Origin of the sequence: Escherichia sp. Lx600-2 (assembly GCF_036662595.1) — a bacterium.
GTDB lineage: Bacteria > Pseudomonadota > Gammaproteobacteria > Enterobacterales > Enterobacteriaceae > Escherichia > Escherichia coli.
Map to the genome: position 1 here is coordinate 22183 of NZ_JAYQWM010000027.1, position 15282 is coordinate 37464.

13 protein-coding genes are annotated in these 15282 nt (G+C 50.9%); 5 read left to right on the plus strand and 8 right to left on the minus strand.

All coding sequences use genetic code 11. The features are described 5' to 3' along the window. Positions 1-173 precede the first annotated feature (173 nt). From aldB to OQV04_RS12125, 7 genes are all read right to left on the minus strand, one after another. Positions 174-1712, minus strand: coding sequence for an aldehyde dehydrogenase AldB (gene aldB / locus OQV04_RS12095; protein ID WP_001359414.1), 1539 nt, complete (start codon positions 1710-1712; stop codon positions 174-176). Positions 1713-1876: 164 nt separating this feature from the next. Then, positions 1877-3028 (minus strand): L-threonine dehydrogenase, encoded by a 1152-nt coding sequence (gene yiaY / locus OQV04_RS12100; protein WP_032281829.1) that lies wholly within the window; start codon positions 3026-3028, stop codon positions 1877-1879. Between the two features lie 189 nt (positions 3029-3217). Next, positions 3218-5062 carry a selenocysteine-specific translation elongation factor gene (gene selB / locus OQV04_RS12105; RefSeq protein WP_032281830.1) on the minus strand — a complete coding sequence of 615 codons (1845 nt, stop codon included), beginning with the start codon at positions 5060-5062 and terminating at the stop codon, positions 3218-3220. Next, positions 5059-6450: an L-seryl-tRNA(Sec) selenium transferase gene (selA, locus tag OQV04_RS12110; RefSeq protein WP_032281831.1), complete on the minus strand. Its 1392-nt coding sequence runs from the start codon at positions 6448-6450 to the stop codon at positions 5059-5061. Before selA ends, selB begins: the two co-directional genes overlap by 4 nt. Positions 6451-6547: 97 nt before the next feature. Continuing rightward, the gene (locus OQV04_RS12115; protein ID WP_000779792.1) at positions 6548-7156 is read right to left on the minus strand and encodes a glutathione S-transferase; all 609 of its coding nucleotides are present in this window, start codon (positions 7154-7156) and stop codon (positions 6548-6550) included. 70 nt (positions 7157-7226) lie between these two features. Beyond that, entirely contained in the window at positions 7227-8363 is a 1137-nt protein-coding gene (locus tag OQV04_RS12120) for an HlyD family secretion protein (protein WP_000364939.1), read from the minus strand. Between the two features lie 2 nt (positions 8364-8365). Beyond that, positions 8366-8728 (minus strand): DUF3302 domain-containing protein, encoded by a 363-nt coding sequence (locus OQV04_RS12125; RefSeq protein ID WP_000479624.1) that lies wholly within the window; start codon positions 8726-8728, stop codon positions 8366-8368. 536 nt (positions 8729-9264) lie between these two features. Between OQV04_RS12125 and mtlA the strand changes: the two genes are divergently transcribed. From mtlA to mtlR, 3 genes are all read left to right on the plus strand, one after another. Next, positions 9265-11178, plus strand: coding sequence for a PTS mannitol transporter subunit IICBA (gene mtlA, locus OQV04_RS12130; protein WP_000093251.1), 1914 nt, complete (start codon positions 9265-9267; stop codon positions 11176-11178). Between the two features lie 229 nt (positions 11179-11407). Continuing rightward, positions 11408-12556, plus strand: coding sequence for a mannitol-1-phosphate 5-dehydrogenase (gene mtlD, locus OQV04_RS12135; RefSeq protein WP_032281832.1), 1149 nt, complete (start codon positions 11408-11410; stop codon positions 12554-12556). Further along, positions 12556-13143: a mannitol operon repressor MtlR gene (gene mtlR, locus OQV04_RS12140; protein ID WP_032281833.1), complete on the plus strand. Its 588-nt coding sequence runs from the start codon at positions 12556-12558 to the stop codon at positions 13141-13143. The genes mtlD and mtlR overlap by 1 nt, the downstream gene beginning before the upstream one ends. An 11-nt stretch (positions 13144-13154) precedes the next feature. Here the strand turns inward: mtlR and yibT are convergent, their stop codons facing one another. Further along, positions 13155-13364: a protein YibT gene (yibT, locus tag OQV04_RS12145; RefSeq protein ID WP_000517100.1), complete on the minus strand. Its 210-nt coding sequence runs from the start codon at positions 13362-13364 to the stop codon at positions 13155-13157. Positions 13365-13648: 284 nt separating this feature from the next. On the opposite strand from yibT, the gene OQV04_RS12150 reads away from it, so the two are divergent. Both OQV04_RS12150 and OQV04_RS12155 read left to right on the plus strand, forming a co-directional pair. Beyond that, positions 13649-14011, plus strand: a complete 363-nt coding sequence (locus OQV04_RS12150; RefSeq protein WP_000665676.1) for a YibL family ribosome-associated protein — start codon at positions 13649-13651, stop codon at positions 14009-14011. 545 nt (positions 14012-14556) lie between these two features. Next, on the plus strand, positions 14557-15240 hold the full coding sequence (locus OQV04_RS12155) for a DUF3251 domain-containing protein (protein WP_032281835.1): 684 nt from the start codon (positions 14557-14559) through the stop codon (positions 15238-15240). Positions 15241-15282 lie beyond the last annotated feature (42 nt).

The window sequence follows — 15282 nt, forward strand, 5'->3', positions numbered from 1 at the left end:
TCTGGGTTATTGCACACGTAGGTTTAAAACGTAAATTGTAACAACGTGCGCTTTGTTTATGCCGGATGCGGCGTGTACGCCTTATCCGGCCTACGGTCAGGTCCCCGTAGGCATGATAAGACGCGTAAGCGTCGCATCAGGCAATTAATACCCGATGCGACCAGCTTCTTACATCAGAACAGCCCCAACGGTTTATCTGAGTAGCTCACCAGCAGGCACTTGGTTTGCTGGTAATGCTCCAGCATCATCTTGTGGGTTTCGCGTCCAATGCCTGATTGTTTGTAGCCGCCAAACGCCGCATGTGCCGGGTAAGCGTGATAACAGTTGGTCCACACGCGCCCGGCCTGAATGCCGCGCCCCATCTTATAGGCCAGATTACCGTTGCGGCTCCAGACGCCTGCGCCCAGGCCATATTGCGTATCGTTCGCCAGCTCCAGCGCTTCTTCCATCGTTTTGAAGGTGGTCACCGCCAGCACCGGGCCAAAAATCTCTTCCTGGAACACCCGCATATTGTTCTGACCAAACAGAATCGTCGGTTCAAGGTAGTAGCCGTCTTTCAGTTCGCCTTCCAGCAGCTTGCGCCGCCCGCCGGTGAGCACGTCTGCGCCCTCTTTTTTACCGATATCAATGTAGTTGAGGATGGTTTCCAGTTGCCCGTGAGAAACCTGCGCACCCATTTGCGTCACGCTGTCGAGTGGGTTACCGCTGCGAATGCTTTCGACACGGCGGATGGCGCGTTCCATAAAGCGTTCGTAGATTGACTCCTGCACTAAGGCACGACTCGGACAGGTGCAAACTTCGCCCTGGTTAAAGGCAAACAGTGCAAAGCCTTCCAGCGCTTTATCGAAAAAGGCATCTTCTTCATCCATCACATCAGCAAAGAAGATATTTGGCGACTTACCGCCCAACTCCAGCGTCACCGGAATAATGTTTTGCGTTGCGTATTGCATAATTTGTTGGCCCACTTCCGTTGAGCCGGTAAACGCCACTTTGGCGATGCGTTTCGAGGTCGCCAGATATTCGCCAATTTCCCCACCTGCGCCATTGACCACGTTCACCACGCCCGGCGGCAGTAAATCACCGACAATTTCCATTAGCAGCAGTACAGAAAGCGGGGTAAGACGTGCGGGTTTCAGCACCACACAGTTGCCCGCCGCCAGCGCGGGAGCCATTTTCCAGCTCGCCATCAGCAGCGGGAAGTTCCACGGGATAATCTGCCCCACCACGCCTAACGGTTCATGGAAATGATAGGCCACGGTTTCGCTATCAACTTCACTGATCCCACCTTCCTGCGCCCGAATACACGAGGCGAAATAGCGGAAATGGTCAATCGCCAGCGGTACATCCGCAGCACTGGTTTCGCGAATGGGTTTGCCGTTATCCCAGGTTTCAGCTGTCGCTAACAGCTCGAGGTTTTGTTCCATTCGATCGGCAATCTTAAACAGAATCGCCGCGCGATCCTGCACCGAGGTGTGCGCCCATTTATCTTTCACTTTGTGCGCAGCATCCAGCGCCAGATCGATGTCTCGTTTGCCCGAAGACGCCACTTCGCACAGCAGCTGCCCGGTCACCGGCGTCAGGTTCTGGTAATACTCACCATCGGCAGGGGCTACCCATTCGCCGCCAATAAAGTTGTCATAGCGGTTTTTTAACTTGAGGGGGAAACCATACTCGCCGGGCTTAATCTGTGCTGAAGGGGGATTATTGGTCATGATCGTCTCCTTGCGGTGTGAGGTATAACAAGGGTAGACGTGACTGGCGAAATCTTCGCCAGTCGGTAACAGCTTTACGACAGCTATCACGAATTTACGGGCAAGGATTACAGAGATAGTTGAAAAAGCGGCTGACAATTTGCCAGCCGTTGTTGGAATGATGATTACATTGCGGCGCGATAAATCGCCACAATTTCTTCGTGAGTTGCCTGGATCGGGTTAGTAAAGCCACAGGCATCTTTCAGGGCATTAGTCGCCAGAACCGCGAAATCTTCTTCTTTCACGTTCAGGTCGCGTAGGCCTGCCGGGATATCCACTTTCTTCGCCAGTTCACGGATGGCGTTAATGCAGGCTTCAGCACCTTCCGCGTCGTTTTTACCTGTCACGTTCACGCCCATTGCAGCGGCACAGTCACGCAGACGTGCAGCGGCGACTTTGCTGTTGAATACCTGAACATGCGGCAGCAGAACGGCGTTACATACACCGTGTGGCAGGTTGTAGAAACCGCCCAGCTGGTGCGCCATCGCATGAACATAACCCAGAGAAGCATTATTGAACGCCATACCGGCGAGGAACTGGGCATAAGCCATTGCTTCACGCGCTTTCGCATTACTGCCATCTTCAACGGCTAACGGCAGGTTTTCGGCAATCATGGTCACGGCTTTCAGTGCACAAGCGTCAGTGATCGGCGTGGCGGCAATAGAAACATACGCTTCGATAGCGTGCGTTAAGGCATCCATACCCGTTGCGGCGGTCAGTGACTTCGGCATACCAATCATCAGAGAGGAGTCATTGACAGAAAGCAGCGGAGTGACATGTTTATCAACAATCGCCATTTTGATATGACGCGCTTCGTCAGTGATGATGCAGAAACGGGTCATTTCAGAGGCCGTACCCGCCGTGGTATTGATGGCGATCATCGGCAGCTGCGGTTTTGCAGAGCGGTCAACGCCTTCGTAATCGCGAATATCGCCGCCATTGGCTGCCACCAGCGCAATACCTTTTGCGCAGTCGTGCGGAGAACCACCGCCTAAGGAAATCACGCTATCGCAATTATTTTCTTTAAGTAATTTCAAACCTGCAGCGACGTTTTCCGTGGTGGGGTTAGGTTGGGTGCCATCATAAATAATGCTAAAAATATTGCGTTCTTCCAGTGCTTTTTGCACATCGCCCGCCATACCTAATTTCGTTAACATACTGTCAGTGACAATCAATGTACGGCGAAACCCATATTCTGCCATCATATTCATTGCATCAGTCAATGAATCAGCGCCGATGACATTCACAGAAGGAATAAAGAACGTTGAAGCTGCCATAACACACTCCTGAAAGTGTAAAAAAGGGCGGGCAGCTTACTGAGGATTTTCATTCGAAAATATGATCAATATTATTGTTTAGCAAAATTAATCTAATAAAAAGCACATTGTATTCATTAAACAATGTGCTTTTTTTAAAATCATAAGAATTTTGTATTAATTTATTTTAAAACTTAATTAATCATTTCCTTATTTTTCCGGAAATAATAATGCGTCGCGCAATAAATGATCATTTCCACGACGACGCGTAAAGCCAATGCGGTCAAAATATTCCAGGATTTGAATCGCCAGTTTTCGCCCAACCCCTAAGCGATCGCGGAAATCCGCCGCGCAGGTTGAACCACATTCCTGATCGAGATCGCGGATCATATTGGCAAACTCGACAATCCGATCGTTACGGTAATAACGATCTTTGACGATCGCGGTAATTATCCCCTGTTGGGCCGCCTGGCGTAGCGTCAGACGCATTGCCTGCTCGTCGGTTCCCGTCTCTTTTGCCAGGTCACGCACCCACCACGGTTCGTCACCAAACAGCGGCTCTGCTTTTTGCCAGATGGCCTGCTGCTCTTCGCTGAAGCCCGCTTTGTGATCCGGCAGATGCAGCCAACCGTGATGACTGAGGATGTCGCCGCTTTCGCGCATCTTTTCAATCAGCAACAGTACCAGCGCTTCATCTTCCATTGGCAACGCCATACGTCGCAGACGTTCGCGCCCAGGACCAGGTTCATCGCGATGTTGCTCATGATAAGTCGCTAATGTGTCGAGAATTTTCCGCTGCCAGCGGGCGGCAACTGGCGCATTCAACAAGCTATAACCAGCCTGAATATAGCCCGGCTGTTGCAGTAGTTCGCGCATCCCTTCGCCGTTGAGCTGGCGTGCCCAGGCGAAATCCGCAAGGTTAACCGCTCCGCGTTCCAGATGAACAGATAACGCATCGGCATCGCTCTGCGCCCGTGCAAGAGACGCCAGCCATTGCAGATATTCCGGCTTACGTTTACCGCGACGCGGCGGGTTAAGCATCACCACACGCGCCCCCGCCAGCGTATTGCGGGCCGAGATATCGCGCAACACTAAGCGATCGTTATCCGCCAGCCACAGCGGCGTGTCGAACACCAGCTCGGCAAGGTTATCTTCCAGCAGCGAAACGCGTCCCGTAACGTGGCTGGCGGCGTGGTGAATATGCAGCGGCTGCCACTGGGTCAGCGGCGTATGGGTTTGAAGCTCGACAATCACCCGCGTGAACGGCTCTGGCGGCACATCGGCAAGCAGCCAGTCGCCACGGTTAATCTGCTCTTTTTCCGCATCCCCCGCGATGTTAAGCGCGATACGCTGGCCGGCATGAGCGGTTTCTGTTGGCTGGTTTTGTGCATGCAGCGCACGTACACGCATCGGTTTATTTACACCAGTCAGCCATAGTGAATCGCCTACCGTCACTTCCCCGCTTAACGCCGTACCGGTGACGACCAGCCCGGCACCTTTTACGGTAAATGCGCGGTCGATCGCGAGGCGGAAACTATGTTGGCTGGCGTGTTCACGTTCTGGTAACTGAAGCAGATGCTCGCGCAGGGCATCAATTCCCCGACCCTCGGTTGCTGCGGTGATAAACAGTTTTGCCTCAGCAAAACCGTATTCCCGCAGCACCTCCTTTACCTGGCGTTCAACCTCATTAACACGCGCTTCGTCCACGCGATCGGCTTTGGTCAGCGCCACTGTCAGCATCGGGTTACCGGTCAGCTGCAAAATCGCCAGATGCTCACGGGTCTGTGCCATCACACCGTCATCGCACGCCACCACCAACAGCGCGTGATCGATACCACCAACGCCCGCCAGCATGTTGGAAAGAAACTTTTCATGACCGGGTACGTCGATAAAACCAGGCACGCGACCATCCGGCTGCGGCCAGTAGGCATAGCCGAGATCGATGGTCATGCCGCGCTTTTTTTCTTCCGGCAGACGATCGGCATTTACGCCAGTAATCGCCTGCAATAAGGTTGTTTTGCCGTGGTCAACGTGTCCGGCAGTCGCAATAATCATTTCAACAACATCTCCAAAAACCGTTGCTCATCTTCAAGGCAGCGTAAATCCAGCCACAATCGTCCGTCATAAATACGACCAATCACCGGCACTGGCAATTCACGCCAGCGGGCGGCTAATGACTCAAGGTGGCTACCGCGTCCATCATGGGGTGTAAACGTTAATGCCGCGCTCGGCAGGCGATCAACCGGCAGCGAACCACTGCCAATCTGCGAAAGACATGGCATAACCTGTACCGCAAACTCCGCGCCGTAATGTGCGGCAAGGGGAGCCTGTAAACGTTGTGCCTGGATTTGAATGACCTCTGCGCTGCGGGTAAGCAGGCGCAGGGTCGGTAATTTTTCACTCAGAGCTTCAGGGTGTAAATAAAGACGCAACGTGGCTTCCAACGCCGCGAGGGTCATTTTATCCGCGCGTAATGCACGCTTCAGCGGGTGGCTTTGCAGGCGGGCGATCATCTCTTTTTTACCAACAATAATTCCTGCCTGCGGCCCGCCTAACAACTTGTCGCCGGAGAAGCTCACCAGACTGACGCCCGCCGCAATCAACTCCTGCGGCATTGGCTCTTTCGGCAAACCGTACTGGCTAAGATCGACCAGCGAGCCACTGCCTAAATCAGTCACTACGGGAACATCCAGCTCTTTGCCGAGCGCCACCAGTTCAGCTTCGTCTATCGCTTTGGTGAACCCCTGAATGCTGTAGTTACTGGTATGTACTTTCATCAACAGTGCGGTATTTTCATTCACCGCCTGACGATAATCATTCGCGTGCGTGCGGTTGGTGGTCCCTACTTCGTGTAGGGTGCAGCCTGCCTGACGCATAACATCGGGAATACGAAACGCGCCGCCAATCTCCACCAGTTCGCCGCGAGATACCACTACCTCTTTCCCGCTGGCAATGGCCGCCAACATCAATAACACCGCCGCCGCATTGTTATTAACGATACAGGCATCTTCCGCCCCCGTAATACGGCACAGCAACTGCGCCAGCGCACGATCGCGATGTCCGCGTCCGGCGTCGTCCAGATCGTACTCGAGGGTCACTGGCGAACGCATAGCCTGCGCAACGGCTTCCACCGCGGCTTCCGCCTGTAAAGCTCGCCCAAGGTTGGTATGCAGCACGGTTCCCGTCAGGTTGATCACCGGACGCAGCGCACTCTGCGCCTCTTTCGTCAACCGGGCATCGACTTCTTGCGCCCAGTTTTCACACCACGCAGGCAGCGTCTGGCTGCCACGAATCACTTCTCGCGCTTCGTCGAGCATCTGACGCAACAATTCCACCACGCGGGTGTGACCATAAGTATCACGCAAAGAAAGGAAGGAGCTATCGCGCAATAAGCGATCAATAGCCGGAAGTTGACTATAGAGGGAACGCGTTTCGGTTGTCATAGGAAACCTGGCTGATCAAGGCCCTCTCACACGGAGAAGAGCGTTTAACATAACCACGGATTGTAACGTGAGATGGGTCAGGAGGACATATCGCGCATCAAGCCTTTGGCGGTTCGGTGCGAGCAAAACTTTCGCGGCTAAACAGGTTTTCGACCAGTTTGACTAAGTGTGGGCGGTCGACACACCAACCTGGCGCAACGCGGCGGAAATTGAGATATCCGACGGCACAGGCAATAGCGATAGTCGCCAGATTGACCGTATCGGTTTTGAGTGTGCCATCGACCAGATATCCTTCCAGCACATCCAGACTGCGGTTGATTTTCTCCCGCTGGCGTAACAATTCATCTTCAGACTGCTGCGCCGCTGGACGCGCCTGTTCACGCACCGATACCAGCCCGGCATCCATAATGCCATCCGCCAGTGCCTCAATTTTGCGCACCCGCAACGACTCCAGCGGATCGCGCGGCAACATCGCCGGAGCGACATTCATTAATTCAATATATTCAGCGATGATCGGCGAATCAAACCAGCATTCGCCCTCTTCGGTCACCAGCACCGGCACTTTTCCTAACGGGTTAAATTGCGCCACGCCGTTGTCCGCGTTATAGGGCAGTTCATTAATAAATTCGAAAGTTATGCCCTTTTCTAACAACAGAATAGAAAGTTTGCGTACAAACGGGCTGGTGTAGCTACCGACGAGTTTCATGCCGAGTCCTTTGTGCGAGGAAAAATATCAGTATGGCTCAGGCTCACGCAAAACACAGGTGATATAAGTCTCAATGATCCAAATAAAGATAATGCATCCAGCTGGTCATTCTTAGCAGCACTTTTCGCATCACCGAAACATGGCTGAAATGGTCGGAGTAAACTGCCACCTGGGCGTAAATGCCGTCGGGTAAGGCATCGATATCATCGTTAGGGTCCAGTTCAATGGTTCCCAGCACACCGTCCGTGCCGGGCACGACCGTTAATGATTGCAATACCCCCTGCGCCTGATAAGAACCGCCTGGCACGACAGGTAAAATACTGGTCAGTTTGCCGTGGAACACCTGCCCAGGTAGCGCGTTAAACACCACTTCCGCATCATCGCCAGGTTTCAGACGTAACAGCGAGTTTTGCCGAAATTGGGCGACAATTTGCCGTTTTTGCTCGGGGATGAAAACCATCACCGGACGCAACGGCAAGGCAGCTGCGTATGTGCCTGGGCGGATCAGTACCTGAGTGACGTAGCCATTGCTTGGTGCGCGAATGACGGTCTGTTCAAGGTTATATTTTGCTTCTGTAAGTTGCGCTCTTAAGCTCACAATCTGCGATTGCTCGCCGTTGACCATACTGTCGAGCTGACTCTGGATCTGCGCCTGCTCCGCCACCGAGCCTTTCACTAACGCATCCTGCGCGAGGAAATTTTGCCGCGCATCGTCGATGTCACGTTCCGAGAACGGATTCACCGCCGCCTGGCTGCCTTTCAGATAACGTTGATAATTTTTAAACAGACGGTCGCGCTCCGCTGAAACCTGGGTGGTGTTGGCCTGCGCTTCAGTGAGCTGCGCGCGCAGCGTCTTTATATTATGCGTCGCCGTCATCAGGTCAGCCTGAAGTCTGTCAACTCGCGCCTGGTAACGAACCGGGTCGAGCTTAAAAAGCACCTCGCCCTTTTGAATAAGCTGATTATTCTTGTCAGTGACTTCAGTAACAATTCCCGTCACCTGTGGCGTGATGGGGATCGCTATCACTGCCTTTTGCGCGGTAAAAGTGTAAGGGTGGTTGTAGTTCATCAACAAAATCAAACCACTCACCAGAAACACGCCTCCCAGCGCCGCCGTCGCCAGCGTCCACTGATTCACCGGAATGCGGAAGATTTTAAAGACCGCCCACGCCAACGCCACGTAAGTTAAAACAATCAATAGATCCATAATTAGATCTCCGGGAACGTGGAATAGTCAGTCTTTTTCTCGGCGGCGAGTTGGTGCTCCAGCCGGGAAATTCGGTCAGAAAGTGCGGCGATTTCCGGGTCAGTCGCTTTCTCCTGCGACGCAACATGTGACTGCATACCCCAGCCACGCTCCGGTTGATAGAGCGTCGCCCAGATCCACAGAAACGGCCAGATAACATGCAGAGTAAACAGGCTCACCCAGCCCGCCGTATGAATAGCGTCGGCATGGGGATGGTTGCGCTTTTTGGCAATCAGATAAGGGATGTCATGTATCGCGATGATTCCATAAAAAATCACCAGAAAGACGAAGATCAGCACTCCCAACGCGAAATAGTTTAGAAACATATTTGCCTCGGATTCACGTTTATCAGTGTTGTTTTTTGGCTGGCAGCCAGAAGGGAGTCAGGCTGATATTTTGACAATAATCCGGGTTCGCGATTCTCGCCATAACACCAAAGAATAATTTTTAGAGGTGATGAGTTGCTTAGTTACATAACGATTGTATGACGAAGGCATAACATGCTGTAGATCACATCAGGTGAACGCCGTAAGAAAATATCTTGTGATTCAGATCACAAAGATTCAACAAACCATCAAAACAAAAATGTGACATTAGTCACATTTAAATGCCATTTTTAGCGAAAATCGCCGCCTTGTTGCTTTTTTACACAAGCGTTTTGTGATGAACATCACGTCAATTACCTCTCTACCCCCTATATTTATGTGATTGATATCACACAAAAGGCCGTCGACTGGACAGTTAACCGATTCAGTGCCAGATTTCGCAGTATCTACAAGGTCCGGCTACCTCTGCCGCCACATTAACAAAAAACCTCGGGCTTCCAGCCTGCGCGACAGCAAACATAAGAAGGGGTGTTTTTATGTCATCCGATATTAAGATCAAAGTGCAAAGCTTTGGTCGTTTCCTCAGCAACATGGTGATGCCAAATATCGGCGCGTTTATCGCGTGGGGTATCATCACCGCGTTATTTATTCCAACAGGGTGGTTACCGAACGAGACGCTGGCGAAGCTGGTCGGGCCGATGATCACTTATCTCCTGCCGCTGCTGATCGGTTATACCGGTGGTAAGCTGGTAGGCGGCGAACGTGGCGGCGTAGTCGGTGCCATCACCACCATGGGCGTTATCGTCGGCGCAGACATGCCGATGTTCCTCGGTTCTATGATTGCAGGTCCGCTGGGCGGCTGGTGCATTAAGCACTTCGACCGCTGGGTAGACGGTAAGATCAAATCCGGTTTTGAGATGCTGGTGAATAACTTCTCCGCAGGCATCATCGGGATGATCCTCGCCATTCTGGCATTTCTCGGCATTGGCCCGATTGTTGAAGCCCTGTCCAAAATGCTGGCTGCGGGCGTTAACTTCATGGTTGTCCATGACATGCTGCCGCTGGCGTCTATCTTTGTTGAACCGGCGAAAATCCTGTTCCTCAACAACGCCATTAACCACGGTATCTTCTCGCCGCTGGGTATTCAGCAGTCCCATGAACTGGGTAAATCCATATTCTTCCTGATTGAAGCTAACCCAGGTCCGGGTATGGGCGTGCTGCTGGCGTACATGTTCTTTGGTCGTGGTAGCGCTAAACAGTCTGCGGGCGGTGCGGCAATTATCCACTTCCTGGGTGGTATCCACGAAATTTACTTCCCGTATGTGTTGATGAATCCGCGTCTGATCCTGGCCGTTATCCTCGGCGGTATGACTGGCGTGTTCACGCTGACTATCCTGGGCGGTGGTCTGGTTTCTCCGGCATCTCCGGGTTCTATCCTTGCTGTACTGGCGATGACACCAAAAGGTGCTTATTTCGCTAACATCGCGGGTGTGTGTGCGGCGATGGCTGTCTCCTTTGTTGTCTCTGCTATTTTGCTGAAAACCAGCAAAGTGAAAGAAGAAGATGATATTGAAGCAGCAACTCGTCGTATGCAGGACATGAAAGCTGAGTCTAAAGGTGCATCTCCGCTGTCTGCGGGCGATGTGACTAACGACCTGAGCCACGTACGTAAAATCATCGTTGCCTGTGACGCCGGTATGGGTTCAAGTGCGATGGGCGCAGGCGTGCTGCGTAAGAAAATTCAGGATGCAGGTCTGTCGCAGATTTCGGTCACTAACAGTGCGATCAACAACCTGCCGCCAGATGTGGACCTCGTCATCACTCACCGTGACCTGACCGAACGCGCTATGCGCCAGGTTCCGCAGGCACAGCATATTTCGCTGACCAACTTCCTCGACAGCGGCCTGTACACCAGCCTGACCGAACGTCTGGTTGCTGCCCAGCGCCATACTGAAAACGAAGTGAAAGTGAAAGACAGTCTGAAAGACAGCTTTGACGATTCCAGTGCTAACCTGTTCAAACTGGGCGCGGAGAACATCTTCCTCGGTCGCAAAGCGGCCACCAAAGAAGAAGCGATTCGTTTTGCTGGCGAGCAGCTGGTGAAAGGCGGTTACGTTGAGCCGGAATACGTTCAGGCGATGCTGGATCGTGAAAAACTGACCCCGACTTATCTGGGTGAGTCTATCGCGGTGCCACACGGTACGGTTGAAGCGAAAGATCGCGTACTGAAAACGGGCGTGGTGTTCTGCCAGTACCCGGAAGGCGTGCGCTTCGGTGAAGAAGAAGATGACATTGCCCGTCTGGTGATTGGTATTGCTGCCCGTAACAACGAGCACATTCAGGTTATCACCAGCCTGACCAATGCACTGGATGATGAGTCCGTCATCGAGCGTCTGGCACACACCACCAGCGTGGATGAAGTGCTGGAACTGCTGGCAGGTCATAAGTAATCCAATCCCACCCTCTCCACATGGAGAAGGTGGGGCTAATTGCCTAATGCGCTACGCTTATCAGGCCTACAGGATGCATCACAATTTGTTGAATTTGCACGTTCTTGTAGGCCGGATAAGGCGTTTACGCCGCATCCGGCGCGGCCCCTCTCCACATGGAGAGGGTTTGGGTGAGGGAAAAGCCTCACCCCAGCCCTCTCGGGTAAAAACATTGATGAAGGTTAATACTATGAAAGCATTACATTTTGGCGCAGGTAATATCGGTCGTGGCTTTATCGGTAAACTGCTGGCAGACGCGGGTATACAACTGACGTTTGCCGATGTCAATCAGGTGGTACTTGATGCCCTGAATGCCCGTCATAGCTATCAGGTTCATGTGGTAGGTGAAACCGAGCAGGTAGATACCGTTTCCGGCGTCAATGCTGTCAGCAGCATTGGTGATGATGTCGTTGATCTCATTGCTCAGGTTGATTTAGTCACTACCGCCGTTGGCCCGGTAGTGCTGGAACGTATTGCTCCGGCTATCGCCAAAGGGCTGGTGAAACGTAAAGAACAAGGTAATGAATCTCCGCTGAACATCATCGCTTGTGAAAACATGGTCCGCGGCACCACGCAACTGAAAGGCCATGTGATGAACGCCCTGCCGGAAGACGCCAAAGCGTGGGTAGAAGAACACGTTGGCTTTGTCGATTCCGCCGTTGACCGCATCGTACCGCCTTCGGCTTCGGCAACTAACGATCCGCTGGAAGTGACGGTAGAAACCTTCAGCGAATGGATTGTCGATAAAACTCAGTTCAAAGGCGCACTGCCGAACATCCCAGGCATGGAGTTAACCGACAACCTGATGGCATTTGTCGAACGTAAACTCTTCACCCTGAACACGGGTCATGCTATAACCGCGTACCTCGGAAAACTGGCCGGTCATCAGACCATTCGTGACGCTATTCTCGACGAGAAAATCCGCGCGGTGGTAAAAGGTGCGATGGAAGAAAGTGGCGCGGTACTGATCAAGCGTTACGGCTTTGACGCTGACAAGCATGCGGCGTACATCCAGAAAATCCTCGGTCGTTTTGAGAACCCGTATCTGAAAGATGATGTAGAGCGCGTAGGCCGTCAGCCGCTGCGTAAACTGAGCGCAGGCGACCGTCTGATCAAGCCACTGCTCGGTACGCTGGAATACGGCCTCCCGTACAAAAATCTGATTCAGGGAATTGCCGCTGCAATGCACTTCCGCAGTGAAGATGATCCACAGGCTCAGGAACTGGCAGCACTGATCGCCGACAAAGGTCCGCAGGCGTCGCTGGCACAGATTTCCGGGCTTGATGCCAACAGCGAGGTTGTATCTGAGGCGGTAACCGCTTATAAAGCAATGCAATAATGGTGGACCAGGCGCAGGACACCCTGCGCCCGAATAACAGATTGTCAGATATGCAGGCAACAATGGAACAAACCCAGGCCTTTGAAAACCGTGTGCTTGAGCGTCTGAATGCTGGCAAAACCGTGCGAAGCTTTCTGATCACCGCCGTCGAGCTCCTGACCGAGGCGGTAAATCTTCTGGTGCTTCAGGTATTCCGCAAAGACGATTACGCGGTGAAATATGCTGTAGAACCGTTACTCGACGGCGATGGTCCGCTGGGCGATCTTTCTGTGCGTTTAAAACTCATTTACGGGTTGGGCGTCATTAACCGCCTGGAATACGAAGATGCGGAGCTGCTGATGGCATTGCGTGAAGAACTAAATCACGACGGCAACGAGTACGCCTTTACCGACGACGAGATCCTTGGACCCTTTGGTGAACTGCACTGCGTGGCGGCGTTACCACCGCCGCCACAGTTTGAACCAGCAGACTCCAGTTTGTATGCAATGCAAATTCAGCGCTATCAACAGGCTGTGCGATCAACAATGGTCCTTTCACTGACAGAGCTGATTTCCAAAATCAGCTTAAAAAAAGCCTTTCAAAAGTAAGCAACGTCTGCTTACTGCCCCTCTACCTGCTTCGGCCGATAAAGCCGACGATAATACTCCAGACGTTGTAGATATAACGGCACGCTTTCATCGGGTATTCCGGACGGAATCGCGTTACGGGGAGGAAGTTTTTTCAGATACTCCCGGAACGCCTGACTTGATGCCATGAAATCTACGGCTTTATCGATAAGAAGCGGAACGTTTTCACCTAATTTGCCCATGATGATATCTCCGTATTACCCCGCGCCGGGAATGCGCGGCCGCCAATTTTAGTTTAGGTTCCCGGTAAAGATGACATTAAGGAAAACGTGCTGAATCCTCAATAATCATCCGCTTCTGTTTATTATCTTTTTTCTATAGATTTCTTAATTAATCAATAAATTGCGTAGTTTTTAAGCATATTAATGATTACGTTGCAGAACTATTGCAATGTCATCAGTTGTGAACAAAGCACCTGGTCGCGCATACTAGGGGCTATAAATTTATCTTTATCAGAAGCCATCACATGAAAGAAGTCGAAAAAAACGAAATCAAACGTCTCAGCGATCGTCTGGACGCCATCCGCCACCAGCAGGCCGATCTGTCGCTGGTTGAAGCCGCAGACAAATATGCCGAGCTGGAAAAAGAGAAAGCCACGCTGGAAGCAGAAATTGCCCGCCTGCGTGAAGTTCACAGCCAGAAACTGAGTAAAGAAGCACAGAAGCTGATGAAGATGCCGTTTCAGCGCGCAATTACCAAAAAAGAGCAGGCTGATATGGGCAAGCTGAAGAAAAGTGTTCGCGGACTGGTGGTTGTTCACCCAATGACCGCGCTGGGCCGCGAAATGGGCCTGGAAGAGATGACCGGCTTCTCAAAGACCGCGTTTTAAGTCCCCTACTGGTCAATACAACTAAAGTTTCCTCATTTTTATTCGCTCCTGCTGGCACATGCAGGAGCATATTTCAGATATCGAAATCTATTAACATTATCTTTTCAATTCTTCCCACTCACCTGAATAATTTTAGCAGGTTAAAATCTGAAAATATGTTACGCAATAAAAGTTAATATATAATTTACAACTATAAATATCAGCATAAACATGCTTATATCATAACTATTTATTTATATTTTCCAACTCAAACCGTCCTTGTCATCATAAAACATTCACCATATAAATATTATCCTTTGCCTTTTTCTCACCTTATCCCTTTAAAAATTTGACATCGATTGACACCAATCATTAGAATCCGCGCGATTAATATAATAATCGGCAACAAACTAAAATATTTCCGCATTGAATAACACATTCACAGTAACGACCAATTAAAAATATTATAAATTTTCACCGTGAATTTATTTAGCTTAATCATTCATAAAACAAATGATTGTAAAGTAATTTTCAACGCATCAGGATTATGAAAAGGAATTCATCCTATGAATCTAAAAAAGACACTATTAAGCGTGTTAATGATATCGCCACTCTGCATATTGACAGGGTGTGACTATATTGGAAAAGCAAAACTAATCGACGATCTCTCCAAACAACAAGAGTTGCAAAAAGGTAAAATAGAGCAACTTGAAAAACAACAAGAACAAGATAAACGCAAGATAGAACTATTTGAAAAACAGCAAACTGCCATCATAAATAGTACCAAAACGCTTGCTAGTGTGGTGAAGGCGGTTAAAGAAAAGCAGGATGAATTTGTCTTCACAGAATTTAACCCAGCACAAACACAATACTTCATTTTAAATAACGGCTCTGTCGGTTTGGCGGGTCGGGTGCTGGCTATTGATGCAGTTGAAAACGGCAGCGTTATTCGTATTTCGCTGGTCAACCTATTAAGCGTTCCCGTATCAAATATTGGTTTTCATGCTACATGGGGCAATGAAAGGCCCACCGATGCCAAAGCTCTGGCGAAGTGGCAACAATTACTTTTCAATACCACCCTGAATTCCACTCTGCAATTAATGCCTGGTCAATGGCAAGACATTAATCTGACATTAAAAGGCGTTTCGCCTAATAACCTGAAGTATCTGAAGTTGTCCATCAATATGGACAATCTCCAGTTCGACACAGTTCAACCTGCTGAAACTCGGCAGCGAAAAAACAAAAAATAAATGCAGCTTCTGCGCTTATATCAAGGAATAGAGAACATCAAT

Coding starts and splice junctions, on each gene's coding strand:
- OQV04_RS12120 (WP_000364939.1), bottom strand. CDS start 8,363: ATGGATCTATTGATTGTTTTAACTTACGTGGCGTTGGCGTGGGCGGTC.
- OQV04_RS12150 (WP_000665676.1), top strand. CDS start 13,649: ATGAAAGAAGTCGAAAAAAACGAAATCAAACGTCTCAGCGATCGTCTG.
- OQV04_RS12155 (WP_032281835.1), top strand. CDS start 14,557: ATGAATCTAAAAAAGACACTATTAAGCGTGTTAATGATATCGCCACTC.
- mtlA (WP_000093251.1), top strand. CDS start 9,265: ATGTCATCCGATATTAAGATCAAAGTGCAAAGCTTTGGTCGTTTCCTC.
- yibT (WP_000517100.1), bottom strand. CDS start 13,364: ATGGGCAAATTAGGTGAAAACGTTCCGCTTCTTATCGATAAAGCCGTA.
- selB (WP_032281830.1), bottom strand. CDS start 5,062: ATGATTATTGCGACTGCCGGACACGTTGACCACGGCAAAACAACCTTA.
- OQV04_RS12125 (WP_000479624.1), bottom strand. CDS start 8,728: ATGTTTCTAAACTATTTCGCGTTGGGAGTGCTGATCTTCGTCTTTCTG.
- mtlR (WP_032281833.1), top strand. CDS start 12,556: ATGGTGGACCAGGCGCAGGACACCCTGCGCCCGAATAACAGATTGTCA.
- yiaY (WP_032281829.1), bottom strand. CDS start 3,028: ATGGCAGCTTCAACGTTCTTTATTCCTTCTGTGAATGTCATCGGCGCT.
- selA (WP_032281831.1), bottom strand. CDS start 6,450: ATGACAACCGAAACGCGTTCCCTCTATAGTCAACTTCCGGCTATTGAT.
- OQV04_RS12115 (WP_000779792.1), bottom strand. CDS start 7,156: ATGAAACTCGTCGGTAGCTACACCAGCCCGTTTGTACGCAAACTTTCT.
- mtlD (WP_032281832.1), top strand. CDS start 11,408: ATGAAAGCATTACATTTTGGCGCAGGTAATATCGGTCGTGGCTTTATC.
- aldB (WP_001359414.1), bottom strand. CDS start 1,712: ATGACCAATAATCCCCCTTCAGCACAGATTAAGCCCGGCGAGTATGGT.